The 12,074-nt window shown below is 61.3% G+C and carries 11 protein-coding genes; 3 read left to right on the top strand and 8 right to left on the bottom strand.

Annotated features, from left to right (window positions below; all coding sequences use genetic code 11):
* Positions 1-115 precede the first annotated feature (115 nt).
* The 7 genes from VQ575_RS15935 to VQ575_RS15905 form a co-directional block, all read right to left on the bottom strand.
* On the bottom strand, positions 116-985 hold the full coding sequence (locus VQ575_RS15935; RefSeq protein ID WP_198725369.1) for an aldose 1-epimerase: 870 nt from the start codon (positions 983-985) through the stop codon (positions 116-118).
* Between the two features lie 161 nt (positions 986-1,146).
* Positions 1,147-2,427 (bottom strand): TRAP transporter large permease, encoded by a 1,281-nt coding sequence (locus tag VQ575_RS15930; RefSeq protein ID WP_039589347.1) that lies wholly within the window; start codon positions 2,425-2,427, stop codon positions 1,147-1,149.
* Positions 2,427-2,954 carry a TRAP transporter small permease gene (locus VQ575_RS15925; protein WP_039589348.1) on the bottom strand — a complete coding sequence of 176 codons (528 nt, stop codon included), beginning with the start codon at positions 2,952-2,954 and terminating at the stop codon, positions 2,427-2,429. The genes VQ575_RS15930 and VQ575_RS15925 overlap by 1 nt, the downstream gene beginning before the upstream one ends.
* Positions 2,955-3,030: 76 nt before the next feature.
* Complete coding sequence (locus VQ575_RS15920) at positions 3,031-4,002, bottom strand: TRAP transporter substrate-binding protein (RefSeq protein WP_039589352.1); 972 nt, start codon at positions 4,000-4,002, stop codon at positions 3,031-3,033.
* Positions 4,003-4,058: 56 nt separating this feature from the next.
* Positions 4,059-4,964: an SMP-30/gluconolactonase/LRE family protein gene (locus VQ575_RS15915; protein ID WP_039589353.1), complete on the bottom strand. Its 906-nt coding sequence runs from the start codon at positions 4,962-4,964 to the stop codon at positions 4,059-4,061.
* 43 nt (positions 4,965-5,007) lie between these two features.
* A complete protein-coding gene (locus tag VQ575_RS15910) occupies positions 5,008-5,829 on the bottom strand; it encodes an NAD-dependent epimerase/dehydratase family protein (protein WP_039589356.1) in 822 nt (273 codons plus the stop codon).
* A gap of 181 nt (positions 5,830-6,010) precedes the next feature.
* Entirely contained in the window at positions 6,011-7,240 is a 1,230-nt protein-coding gene (locus VQ575_RS15905) for an OprD family porin (protein ID WP_411829981.1), read from the bottom strand.
* A 466-nt stretch (positions 7,241-7,706) separates the two neighbouring features.
* On the opposite strand from VQ575_RS15905, the gene VQ575_RS15900 reads away from it, so the two are divergent.
* The 3 genes from VQ575_RS15900 to VQ575_RS15890 are packed head-to-tail and all read left to right on the top strand — an operon-like array spanning position 7,707 to position 10,938.
* Entirely contained in the window at positions 7,707-9,368 is a 1,662-nt protein-coding gene (locus tag VQ575_RS15900) for an MFS transporter (protein ID WP_198724703.1), read from the top strand.
* The gene (locus VQ575_RS15895; protein WP_325917927.1) at positions 9,365-10,507 is read left to right on the top strand and encodes an HlyD family secretion protein; all 1,143 of its coding nucleotides are present in this window, start codon (positions 9,365-9,367) and stop codon (positions 10,505-10,507) included. The genes VQ575_RS15900 and VQ575_RS15895 overlap by 4 nt, the downstream gene beginning before the upstream one ends.
* Positions 10,508-10,530: 23 nt before the next feature.
* The gene (locus VQ575_RS15890) at positions 10,531-10,938 is read left to right on the top strand and encodes an ester cyclase (RefSeq protein WP_325917925.1); all 408 of its coding nucleotides are present in this window, start codon (positions 10,531-10,533) and stop codon (positions 10,936-10,938) included.
* A gap of 15 nt (positions 10,939-10,953) precedes the next feature.
* On the opposite strand, the gene VQ575_RS15885 is transcribed toward VQ575_RS15890, so the two are convergent.
* Positions 10,954-11,907 carry an alpha/beta fold hydrolase gene (locus VQ575_RS15885; RefSeq protein ID WP_198724708.1) on the bottom strand — a complete coding sequence of 318 codons (954 nt, stop codon included), beginning with the start codon at positions 11,905-11,907 and terminating at the stop codon, positions 10,954-10,956.
* Between the last annotated feature and the right edge of the window lie 167 nt (positions 11,908-12,074).

The following is a 12,074-nucleotide window of genomic DNA, read 5'->3' as shown; positions in this document are numbered from 1 at the left end:
ACATAGGGTCCGCAGCTTAAGTGAGGCACAGGGCGCCTGCAAATGCGTTCACACCTGACAACAGGCGTGCGCGGCTTGAGAGATTCTTATCGTCGAGCAAGGGATCGTGTGCCGCCTAGAGCTCTCGGCACTGCATCGAAAACCCCAGCGCCACCGACTGCCCTTGCTCCAGCAATCGCAGCCCCGGCCGTCCTGGCAGGTGATGGGCATTGACCGGATGACTCACCGGTTCGATGCAGAAAAAGTCCAGACCCACAGGGCAGTACAACAGGAAATAATCGCTGCCGCTGGCACGGCATTCCAGTTCGTAACCCAGGTCCGGCTGTTGGATCAGGCATCGTCCGTCCCAGCCACCGAAACCGTTGTCGACGAGGGTCTTCGGCAGCGACCGTGCTTGTTGGAAATCCCAGTCAGAAGGAACGTCCGTCAGTTCCGTCGGCAGTTTCGCGGCGTCGCACATCCAGACTTCACTGGCGCGGGTTTGCAGGCGCGTACCGGCAGTGCGCGGGAAATATGGGTGCAAACCCAACCCGTGCCAGGCAGCCTGTTCCGCCATGTGCGTGACGTGCAGGGCGATTTGCAGCTGGCCGCCGCTCAAGCGGATCCGCAGGCTGGCGCAATAGGCGAACGGTGTTTGGCTGTCGAGTTGCAGCAAGACTTCCTGTGCGCTCTGTTCGGCCACCTGCCAAGGTTGCTGCCAGGCGCTGCCGTGAATGGGAAACGGATCGTTGGGGCTGTTGGCGTCCAGGGCGAGCCAGCCACCGGGGCAATCGAAACCACTTTGGGCGATTCGGTTGGACCAGGGAATCAATGGGAAGCAGCCGAGCTTGCCCGGCAGACCATTTTCCACCGCTTGTGGCGCAGGAGGGCGCAGCAGGGGGGCTCCGGTGCTGCGCAAGGTCCATTCAACGAAGCTGGCGCCCAGGTGCGGGGCCAGGGTAAGGCGGGTGAGTTCGTCTTGGAGGTGGAGGAGAGGGGGCGTCATGATGGCAGGGTCTTTTTCAAAGGGGCAGAAAGCTCTTGTGGCGAGGGAGTTTGCCCCCGCTCGGCTGCGAAGCAGGCGCCCCGATTGACACGGAGGGGCCTGCTGCGCAGTCCAGCGGGAGCAAGCTCCCTCGCCACAAGGGGGGCTTGCTCACTGTTGGGTTACAGCACCAGATTCGGCAGCCACAGCGAGATGGCAGGCACGTAGGTCACCAGCAGCAGGACCAGGAACAGCATGCCGTAGAACGGCAGCAGGGCCTTGACGGTGCTTTCGATGCTGACCTTGCCGATGGCGGAGCCGACGAACAACACCGCGCCCACCGGCGGGGTGATCAGGCCGATACCCAGGTTCACCAGCATGATCATGCCGAACTGCACCGGGTCCACGCCGATGCCGACGATGACTGGCATCAGGATCGGCGTCAGGATCAGGATCAGCGGCGCCATGTCCATCACAGTGCCCAGGGCCAGCAGCATCACGTTGATGCACATCAGGATCACGTAGCGGTTGTCCGACAGCGTCAGGAACGCGGTGGTGATCTTCGCCGGGATTTCCATCAGGGTCATGATGTAGCCGAAGCTGGCGGCGAAGCCGATCAGGATCATCACGATGGAGATGGTGCGCACCGTGCGGTGCATCAGTTTCGGCAACTCGCTCCACTTGTAGTCGCGATAGATGCACATGGTCACGAAGAACGCCCACACCACGGCGATGGCGGCGGATTCGGTGGCGGTGAATACGCCGGACAGAATGCCGCCAAGGATGATGAACAAGGTCATCATGCCCCACATGGCTTCCTTGCAGATCTTCAACGCTTGCTTGAGCGGAATCACTTCGCCCTTGGGGTAATTGCGCTTTTTCGCGAAAACCAGGCACAGCGCCATCAGGCAGAGGTTCATCATGATGCCGGGGACGATGCCGGCCATGAACAGCGAACCGATGGAGACGGTGCCGCCGGCAGCAAGCGAGTACAACACGGCGTTATGGCTTGGCGGTGTCAGCAGCGCCTGTACCGAACCACTGACGGTGACGGCGGTGGCGAATTCACGCGGGTAACCACGGCGTTCCATTTCCGGGATCAGCACCGAACCAACCGACGCGGTGTCCGCCACCGAGGAACCGGAGATCGCGCCAAAGAAACTCGAGGCCACGAGGTTGACCAGGGACAGGCCACCACGGACGAAACCGACCAGCACGCTGGCGAAGGCCACCAAGCGGCGGGACATGCCGCCCTCGGCCATGATCGCACCGGCCAGGACGAAGAAGGGGATGGCCAGCAGCGAGAATTTATTCACCCCGCCGGTTATCTGGATCATGATGGCCTGGAACGGAATATCGATCCACCAAGCCCCGATCAGGGCGGCGGCGCCCAATGCGTAGGCGACCGGCATGCCGATCAGGATCAACAGCAAAAAACTGCCCAGCAGAATCAGAGCGTCCATTAAGCGGCACCTTCGTTTTCTTCAACCAGGTCGAACTGCACGACCCGACGCTTGCTTTGGTCACCCAGCAAGAGTTTTTCCAGGACAAAAATAAGGGTCAGGAACCCACCGATCGGGATCGGCATGTAAGTGATGCCAACGCGCAGGGTAGGGATGGCGCTCATGAACTGGTTCCAGGTGGTCATGCACAGCTTGGTGCCCCAGACAGTCATGAAAATGCACACCGCCGCCATCAATAGCTGGGTGAACACCGAAGCCAGGGTTTGCAAGTGCGGGGGCATGCGGCTGGTGACCATGTCCACGGCCATGTGCGAGCCGGAGCGGTAGCTGGCAGCAGCACCAATGAAGGTAAATACGATCATCAGCAAGATCGCGGTGGGCTCCGGCCAGCTTGAGCCGGTGCCGAGGACGTAGCGGGCGAACACGCCCCAAGGGATCATCAGCGCAACGGCGAGGACAGACAGGCCGGCGACCCAGATGCAAGTCATGTAGATCGTGTCGTTGATACGCAGCAGCAAATTCTTCATCGGGTTCCACCGTAACCGGGCGCGCCTTTTAACCGCAGGCGCGCCCAGCCGTTTCATGAGTACAGATTGAGAGGCCTTACTGGACAGCTTCGATGCGCTTGATCAGGTCGGCATACGGAGCACCGTATTTGGCCCGGATCGGTGCGGTGGCGTCGTAGAAGGGCTTTGTGTCGACCTTGATGAACTCGACGCCGGCAGCCTTGAGTTTTTCTTCACTTTTGGCGGATTTTTCATCCCACAGTTGGCGCTCTTCAGCCTGGGCAGCCTTGGCGGCCTTTTTCACCATCTCCTGCTGCTCTGGCGTGAGCTTGTTCCAAGTGATTTTCGACATCACGATCGGCTCGGGCAGGATCAGGTGATTGGTCAAGCTGTAGAACTTGGCGTTCTGGTAGTGGTTGTGCTCAAGCATGGTCGGCGGGTTGTTTTCCGCGCCGTCAATCACGCCGGTCTGCAAGGCACTGAAGATCTCGCCAGTGTCCATGGCGATACCGTTGGCGCCCATGGCGTTGAAGGTTTCGATGAACATCGGATTGCCCATTACCCGAATCTTCATGCCTTTGAGGTCTTCGATCTTGCGCACCGGTTTCTTGGTGTAAAGGTTGCGCGTGCCGCCATCCATCCAGGCCAGGGCCACCAGGCCGAATTCAGAGTTGGTGATCTTGTCGAGGATCGCATCGCCCACTTCACCGTCAATGACGGCGCGCATGTGCGCCTGGTCGCGGAAGATGAACGGCATGTTGAAGACGTTCACGTCCGGCACCACAGGCCCGACGATGCCCAGGCTGACGCGAGACATCTGGATCGCGCCGGCTTGCATCTGCTCGATGACTTCTTTCTCAGAACCCAGTACGCCACCTGGGAAGTACTTGAACTTCAGTTCGCCCTTGCTCTCCTTTTCCAGGGTTTTACCCATGGACTCCTCAGCGACCACGGTCGGGTAGCCCTTGGGGTGGATGTCGGCGATTTTCAGGGTGAGTTCAGCGTGTGCCGCCTGGGCCAGGAAGGCCAGGGGCAAGGCCGCGATCAGAAGTGTGCGTTTGAAATTCATGGTCAATCTCCAGTGTTGTTGTTTTTATGTCTATCGATGTGAAGCGGCAAAGCAGATCAGTTGGCGGAGTGTTTCCATCCTCCGAACGCAGGTTCAGCCAGGCCCTTGACGCCAGGCTTGAGGGCGAACACGCCACCGGCCAGGGATTGCGGATCGTTGTCGTCACCCGGTCGAATCGAGGTCACGAAAAGGGTGTCCAGTTGGCTGCCGCCAAAGGCGCACATGGTCGGTTTTTTCACCGGCACTTCAAGTGAACGGTCGAGACGTCCGTCCGGGGTGAAGCGGTGAATCAGCCCGGCGTCGTTGGCGCAGATCCAATAGCAACCATCGGCGTCCACCGCCGCGCCATCCGGGCGCCCGGCCAACGGCATCATGTCGACGAACAAGCGCCGATTGGACGGCGTGCCGCTATCGATGTCGTAGTCGAAGGCCCAGATCTGCTGGATCAGCGGGTGCGAATCGGAGAGGTACATCGTCCGGCCGTCGGGGCTGAAACCCAGCCCGTTGGGCACGATGAAACTGCTCAGTTGCGCCTCGACCGGGCTGCGTTGCCCGGCGTCATAACGGTACATCCGGCCTTCGTCGGCGTTGGCGCCCATGTTCAGCACCATGCTGCCGGCCCAGAAACGGCCCTGGCGATCGCAACGGCCGTCGTTGAGGCGCATGTCGGTGCGAGTGTGCTCGACGTTTGCGCACAATTCGCTGTCGAGGCTGCCGTCGTCATTGGGATGCAGGCGGAAGAAACCGCTTTCCATACCCGCGATCCAGCCGCCGTCCTGGTGGCGGGCGATGCAGGCGAGCATTTCGGGAGCTTCCCAGCCTTGGACCTTTCCGCTGCTGGCGTTCCAGCGCTGCAGGCCACCGCTGGGGATGTTCACCCAATACAGGGCATTTTCCTCGGGGACCCACACTGGGCTTTCCCCGACGGCATTGCGTGCGTCGACGATCAATTCGGCTTGCATGGTGATTCCTTGGTTCGTGTGTATCCCATGTACAACAGGCGAATCAGTTGTCGAACGGGCCGGCAGCCACGAAGGCACCGCCCTGGTAAACCATGGCCGGGTCATCGGCGGCCGGCATTGGCTGCGCTTCGACCTTGGCGCGGAAGATTTCCGACGTGTCCTTGGGCTTGTAGCCCAGGTGCGCGGCGTGGCTGTTGTCCCACCAGACGTCACGGTTGGCGGAGACGCCGTAGACGATGGTGTGGTCGACTTTCGGCGTGTAGAGCGAGCATTCGATCAGTTGGGTGAGGTCGTCGAAACTCAGCCAGGTGCTCATCATCCGACGGTTCTGTGGTTCCGGGAACGACGAGCCGATGCGGATGCTCACGGTCTCGATGCCGTAGCGATCGAAGTAGAAATTGGCGACGTCTTCACCGTAGGACTTGGACAGGCCGTAGTAGCCATCCGGACGACGAAGGCAATGGGCGTCAAGCGTCTGGTCCTGCTTGTAGAAACCGATGACGTGGTTGGAGCTGGCGAAGATCACGCGTTTGACACCGTGCTTGCGCGCGGCTTCATAGATGTGGAACACGCCGCTGATGTTGGCGCCGAGGATTTCCTCGAACGGGCGTTCAACCGATACCCCACCGAAATGCAGGATGGCATCGACGCCTTCCACCAGTTGGTGCACGGCCTGCTTATCAGACAGGTCGCACGGCACCACTTCCTCGCTTTCGTCGATGGCCGGAGCCATGTTGGCGATGTCCGACAGGCGAATGTGGCGGGCATAAGGCTTGAGGCGTTCGCGCAAGACTTTGCCAAGGCCGCCGGCGGCGCCGGTCAGCAGCAGGCGATTGAAGGGGTGGCGGATCTGTGTGGTGGTCATGGCATTACCTGAGCAAACAGTGAGAGGTACAGTTGTTATAAGTTGTCGTACGACCGAGAGGGAATATCCTTATCCTTCCGCTACCTTGTCAACGTTTGATCGACGAACCGCTCTAGGTCGGCATCCTTGCCGGGGCATGCCATGGCGCTGGCAGGCGCTCGTGGCACGGGTTCCATGGGTGTTACAGGAGCGAAATCGGGTAGTTGAAGATCAGACGGTTTTCGTCGAACTCGTTGGTGCTGAAGTCACGACGAAGCGACGAGTTACGCCATTTTACGTTGAGGCTCTTGAAGACGCCGCTCTGCACGGTGTAGGCCAGCTCACTCTCGCGACCCCATTCCTTGCCATCATCGACGGTGGCGGTGTGCACGTTGTCACCGCTGATGTAGCGGTTCATCAGGGTCAGGCCCGGCACGCCGACAGCCGCGAAGTTGAAGTCGTGGCGCACTTGCCAGGATTTTTCCTTGGCGTTGTCGTAGCTGGAGTTGTAGCTGTCGTTCGCCAGGGTGCCGCCGCTGGTGCCGTTGACGCGCATCCAGGCATCGTCGCCGCCGACTTTCTGCAGGCCGACGTAGAAGGTGTTGCCACCGTATTTGGCGGAGAGCATGGCGAAGGCGGTTTTGTTGTCGAGGTCGCCGGCCAGGGCGCTGCCGTTTTCCTTGCCGACGAAGTAGCCAAGGTTGGCGCCCAGGGTCCAGTCGCCCATGGGTTGGCTGTGGGTCAGGTTGAAATACTGCTGCTGGTAGATGTCGGACAGTTCCGCGTACCAGACACCGACCTGGGTGCGTTTTTCGTTGAAGGCGTATTCGCCGCCGCCGAAGTTGAAACGGTCGGAGGTGAACGCACCGCGGCCGTTCATCGACATGTCTTCCATGCTCGCGTCGTTACGCGGGCTGTTGCCACGGAACTGGCCGCCGTAGAGGCTCAGGCCGTTGATTTCGGTGGAGGTCACCTGGCCGCCACGGAAGGTCTGGGGCAGGGAACGACCATCGTCGGAGCGCAGGATCGGCAGCACCGGCATCCACTCGCCGACCTTCAGTTCGGTCTTGGAGACCTTGGCCTTCAGGGCCACGCCCAGGCGACCGAAGTCATCGGCCGGACGGCCGTCGTCATGGATCGGCAGCAAGGAAGTGTTTGCAGTGCCACGGCCACCGTCGAGCTTGACCGAGTACATGCCCAGTACGTCCACGCCGAAACCGACGGTGCCTTGGGTGAAACCGGACTTGGCGTCGAGGATGAAACTCTGGGTCCACTCTTCGGCTTTGCCCTGGGCATTGTCCGGATTGGTGAAGTTGCGGTTGATGTAGAAGTTGCGCACGTTCAGGGTGGCTTTGGCGTCATCGACAAAGCCTGCTGCACCAGCGGTCATAGGCATGAACAGCGCAAGACCGGTGCAACCTAGCAATGACAGGGCGGGGGTGGAATTGAGAAGGGTACGGCGGCTGGAACGGTGACTCGACGAAAAACGGGCACGTGTGCTCACTCTGGCGCTCCTACTTTTTGTTGTTTTTATTTGTCATACGTCGTCGTACAACATGGCGTGGATTATTTGGGGAGCGTTCCTCGTTGTCAACTGGCCATTACCGCGTTTTTTCATCGTGAAGGGTCCGATCGTGGGCTAAATCAATGCTTTTGCTCCTTAAAATTCGTCAAGCAGCCCACTGTGGCGCGGTAAACCGGTGCCATCAGGATAGCCGTGAGCGGGCAAGGTCATGCGATGACCGGCGTAAGACATTAGTCGAATGGCCTCGCTTCGATGCGGGCACCAGGACTCTGGGGCTCGCACAAGAGCGCAGGGGCACTTCTTGCACCTTCCGATCGTCGAACAGGCATTCATCCGCACTAAACGAGTCGCCATGCCCTTGCAAGGTTTCTGAATGGATCATTACACCCCTCGCGCCTGGCAGCCCCACGAACGGCCGACGCTGCCAGGTTCGCCTTCGACGCCGCTGCATCCCACGCCCAAGCGGCTAGCATTCGCGCTGGTCGGCGTGCTGGTGGCGGTGACCGGGGGCTTGGGCAATTCGCTGGTGATTGCCAACCTGCCTTATTTGCAAGGCGCCCTCGGCGCTACCACCGCTGAAATGGCCTGGTTGCCCGCCGCCTACGTCATGACCAATGTCTCGATGAACCTGCTGCTGGTGAAATTTCGTCAGCAGTTCGGCTTGCGCGCGTTCACCGAGGTGTTCCTGGCGCTGTACGCCCTGGTGACGTTCGGCCATTTGTTCGTCAACGACCTGAGCTCGGCGATTGCCGTGCGGGCGGCCCACGGCATGGTCGGCGCCGCCCTCAGTTCCCTGGGGCTTTATTACATGGTCCAGGCGTTTCCGGCGAAGTGGCGGCTCAAGGCGCTGGTGCTGGGCCTGGGCACTTCGCAGCTGGCCTTGCCGATGGCCCGGCTGTTTTCCGAAGACCTGCTGCAAATCGCCGAATGGCGCGGGTTGTACCTGTTCGAGCTGGGAATGGCGCTGCTCTCGCTGGGGTGCGTGCTGCTGCTTAAGTTACCGCCAGGCGACCGCTTCAAGACCTTCGAAAAACTCGATTTCCTGACCTTCACCGTGCTCGCCAGCGGTGTGGCATTGCTGTGCGCGGTGTTGTCGCTGGGGCGCATCGACTGGTGGCTGGAGGCGCCGTGGATCGGCGTCGCCTCGGCGCTGTCCATCGTGTTGATCCTGGCGGGCCTGGCGATCGAGCATAACCGCAGCAACCCGATGCTGATGACGCGCTGGCTCGGCAGCGGGGTGATGATCCGCCTGGCCCTGGCGGTCGTCCTGATTCGCATGGTCACTTCGGAACAATCCACCGGGGCGGTGGGGTTCCTGCAAGCGCTGAACATGAGCAGCGAACAGATGCACAGCCTCTACGTGGTGATGCTGATCGGCAGCATCGCCGGGCTGGTGACCAGCGCCCTGACGATCAACCCGGCGCACCTGTTCATGCCCTTGATCATTTCCCTGGCGCTGATGGCGACGGGGTCGGTCATGGACAGCTATTCGAACAACCTGAGCCGCCCGCAGAACATGTATTTCAGTCAGTTCCTGCTGGCGTTTGGCAGTACTTTTTTCCTCGGGCCGACGATGATTCTTGGTGTACGCAATGTGTTGACCAACCCGCGGAACCTGGTGAGTTTTTCCGTGTTGTTCGGGATCTGCCAGAACCTCGGCGGCTTGGTGGGCGCGGCGGTGCTCGGTACCTTCCAGGTGGTACGGGAGAAGTTTCATTCCAGCCACCTGGTGGAAAACCTCCAGCTGTTCGACCCTCGCGTGGCCGCGCGGGTGGACAGCGGTGGTTCGGCGGTGGGTTCGCTGATCAGCGATCCGGGCCTGCGGCACTTGCAAGGCATTCGCAGCCTCGCCGCGGCCGCCACTCGCGAAGCCAACGTCCTGGCTTATAACGATGTGTTCATGTTGATCGCGGTGATCGCCGTGTTGACCATGATCTGGATCTCCATTCGTGCCCTGTGGCTGATGAGCACCACCCAGCCCGTCGCCACAGCGCCTGGCCCTTCGACACAACCCAGCGGTGCCACTTCTTCATGAGCGAACCGACCAGCACGACCACCAACGCCATCGCCGACACGCCTGAGGACCAGGCGCCTCCCGCCGGTCCGGCGACGAAGCCGCGTTCCCTGCGCGTGCGGATTCTTTCGTCCATGGGGTTCGCGGCCGTGGCGATTGTCGGCGTGCTGGTGGTGCTTTATGCCTGGCAACTGCCGCCGTTCAGCAGCGCCGTGGAAACCACCGAGAATGCCTTGGTGCGCGGGCAGGTTACGATTATCGGGCCGCAGCTGAGCGGTTACGTGCACGAGGTGCCGGTGCAGGATTTCCAGTTCGTAAAGGCCGGCGATCTGTTGGTGCGCCTCGACGATCGCATCTATCGGCAACGGCTCGACCAGGCGCTGGCGCAACTGGCCGTGCAGCAAGCGGCCCTCGCCAACGTCGTGCAGCAGCGCAACAGCGCCGAGGCCACCATCACGCTGCGCCAGGCCGCGCTGGCCGACAGCCAGGCCCAGGCCCGCAAAAGCGCCGCCGACCTGCGCCGCAACGAAGCGCTGATCAAGGACGGTTCGGTGTCCCAGCGTGAACTGGACCTGAGCCGTGCGGCCAGCGCGCAAACCAACGCGGCCGTGGCGCAGGCTCGGGCCAGCCTGGAGATTGCCCGCCAGGATCTGCAAACGGTGGTGGTCAATCGCGGCTCGCTCGAAGCCGCCGTCGCCAATGCCGAGGCGGCGGTGCAACTGGCGCGTATCGACTTGTCCAACACCCGCGTCGTGGCGCCACGGGACGGTCAGTTGGGGCAGATCGGCGTGCGCCTCGGGGCCTACGTCAACTCCGGTGCGCAGTTGATGGCGCTGGTTCCGGACCAGAAATGGGTGATCGCCAACCTCAAGGAAACCCAGATGGACAAGGTGCGTGTCGGCCAGCCGGCGAGCTTCACCGTGGATGCCCTCGGCCATCGCCGGTTCCTGGGACATGTCGAGCGGATTTCCCCGGCCACCGGTTCCGAGTTCAGCCTGTTGCAGGCCGACAACGCCACGGGCAACTTCGTCAAGATCGCCCAGCGCGTGCCGGTTCGCATCACGGTCGATCCCGGCCAACCGGAGAGCGAACGCCTGCGGCCGGGGATGTCGGTGGTGGTGAGTATCGATACGGCGGGTGAGCACGGGCAATCGCAGTGACTGAGAGAACGGAGGGACTGGACATGGATTTGGCTGAGCAATATCGCAATTACATCGCCTGCCTGAATGATCGCCGCTGGCAGGACTTGGGCAGGTTCGTCGACGACAACGTGCACTACAACGGCAAGCCGGTGGGCCTGGCGGGTTATCGGGCAATGTTGGAAGACGACGTGAGCACCATCGCCGACTTGCGTTTCAACATCGATCTGCTGGTGGTCGAGCCGCCGAATGTCGCGAGTCGGTTGCTGTTCGATTGCTCGCCGCGAGGACGTTTTCTCGGGCTGGCGACCCACGGCCGACGGATTCGATTTTCCGAGAACGTGTTTTATGCCTTCGAGCAAGGCAAGATCGTTCGGGTGTGGTCGGTGATCGATAAGGCGGCGGTGGAATCTGCGCTGCAACGCGAAAGCCCTTCCGACGAAGGGCCTTGAGCGAAAAGCCTGTGGTTATTCCTTGAGGAACATCAGCAGGTCCTGGTTGAGACGATCCTTGTGGGTCTCGGTCAGCCCGTGCGGCGCGCCGGGGTAGACGATCAGCCGAGCGCCCTTGATCAGCGCTGCCGAGGCGCGGCCTGCGGCATCGATCGGCACGATCTGGTCGTCGTCACCGTGGATCACCAGCGTCGGCACGTCGAATTTCTTCAGATCGCCGCGGAAGTCGGTTGCCGAGAACGCTGCGATCGAGTCGTAGGTGTTCTTGCTGCCGCCCTGCATGCCTTGCACCCAGAACGATTGGATCAGGCCTTGGGATGGCTTGGCGCCTTTGCGGTTGTAGCCATAGAACGGGCCGGATGCGATGTCCAGGTACAGCTGCGAACGGTTTTCCAGGGACGCCTTGCGCAAGCCGTCGAACACTTCCAGCGGCAGGCCGCCGGGGTTGCTGTCGGTCTTGAGCATCAACGGTGGAACCGAGGACACCAGCACGGCTTTCTTCACCCGGGCGGTGCCATGGCGACCGATATATCGAGCCACTTCGCCGCCTCCCGTCGAGAAGCCGACCAGGGTCACGTCCTTCAGGTTCAGTGCTTCGATGACTGCCGCCAGGTCATCGGCGTAGTGATCCATGTCGTTGCCTTCCCACGGTTGGCTGGAGCGGCCATGACCGCGACGGTCGTGGGCGATCACGCGGTAGCCCTTGGAGGCGAGGAACATCATCTGGCCTTCCCAGCTGTCGGAGTCCAGCGGCCAGCCGTGGCTGAACGTGACGACCTGGCCGTTGCGCGGGCCCCAGTCCTTGTAATACAGCTGGACGCCATCCTTGGTGGTGATGTAGCTGGCGGACTGCACCACGCTACCGACTGCCGAGACACTGGCGCCGGCCTGGACAGGCGTCGCCGCCTGGGCGCCGAGGGTTGCCAGGGCCAAGGTTGCCACAGCGAGGGTGCGGTTGAATGTGTTCATCGTTTCTCTCTCCATAAGGGGCGGTTTGATCTGCCGAGATCGTCGTCGATCGCGTTGGTGGGCAGATTAGAGAGAGCGAAGCGCAACGAGAACGGCGCTGGTGTCGATAGCAACTATAGGGATTTCAGATACCTGCAAGCTCGACGACATTGCGCCGCACCAGAGGC

This window comes from Pseudomonas frederiksbergensis, assembly GCF_035751725.1.
In the GTDB taxonomy this organism is placed as follows: Bacteria; Pseudomonadota; Gammaproteobacteria; order Pseudomonadales; family Pseudomonadaceae; genus Aquipseudomonas; species Aquipseudomonas frederiksbergensis_A.
This window is presented reverse-complemented; position numbering and strand designations above follow the sequence as displayed.

Bases quoted from the DNA above. Each gene is read 5' to 3' on its own strand.
- VQ575_RS15935 (WP_198725369.1), bottom strand. From the start codon at position 985: ATGACGCCCCCTCTCCTCCACCTCCAAGACGAACTCACCCGCCTTACC.
- VQ575_RS15930 (WP_039589347.1), bottom strand. From the start codon at position 2,427: ATGGACGCTCTGATTCTGCTGGGCAGTTTTTTGCTGTTGATCCTGATC.
- VQ575_RS15925 (WP_039589348.1), bottom strand. From the start codon at position 2,954: ATGAAGAATTTGCTGCTGCGTATCAACGACACGATCTACATGACTTGC.
- VQ575_RS15920 (WP_039589352.1), bottom strand. From the start codon at position 4,002: ATGAATTTCAAACGCACACTTCTGATCGCGGCCTTGCCCCTGGCCTTC.
- VQ575_RS15915 (WP_039589353.1), bottom strand. From the start codon at position 4,964: ATGCAAGCCGAATTGATCGTCGACGCACGCAATGCCGTCGGGGAAAGC.
- VQ575_RS15910 (WP_039589356.1), bottom strand. From the start codon at position 5,829: ATGACCACCACACAGATCCGCCACCCCTTCAATCGCCTGCTGCTGACC.
- VQ575_RS15900 (WP_198724703.1), top strand. From the start codon at position 7,707: ATGGATCATTACACCCCTCGCGCCTGGCAGCCCCACGAACGGCCGACG.
- VQ575_RS15895 (WP_325917927.1), top strand. From the start codon at position 9,365: ATGAGCGAACCGACCAGCACGACCACCAACGCCATCGCCGACACGCCT.
- VQ575_RS15890 (WP_325917925.1), top strand. From the start codon at position 10,531: ATGGATTTGGCTGAGCAATATCGCAATTACATCGCCTGCCTGAATGAT.
- VQ575_RS15885 (WP_198724708.1), bottom strand. From the start codon at position 11,907: ATGAACACATTCAACCGCACCCTCGCTGTGGCAACCTTGGCCCTGGCA.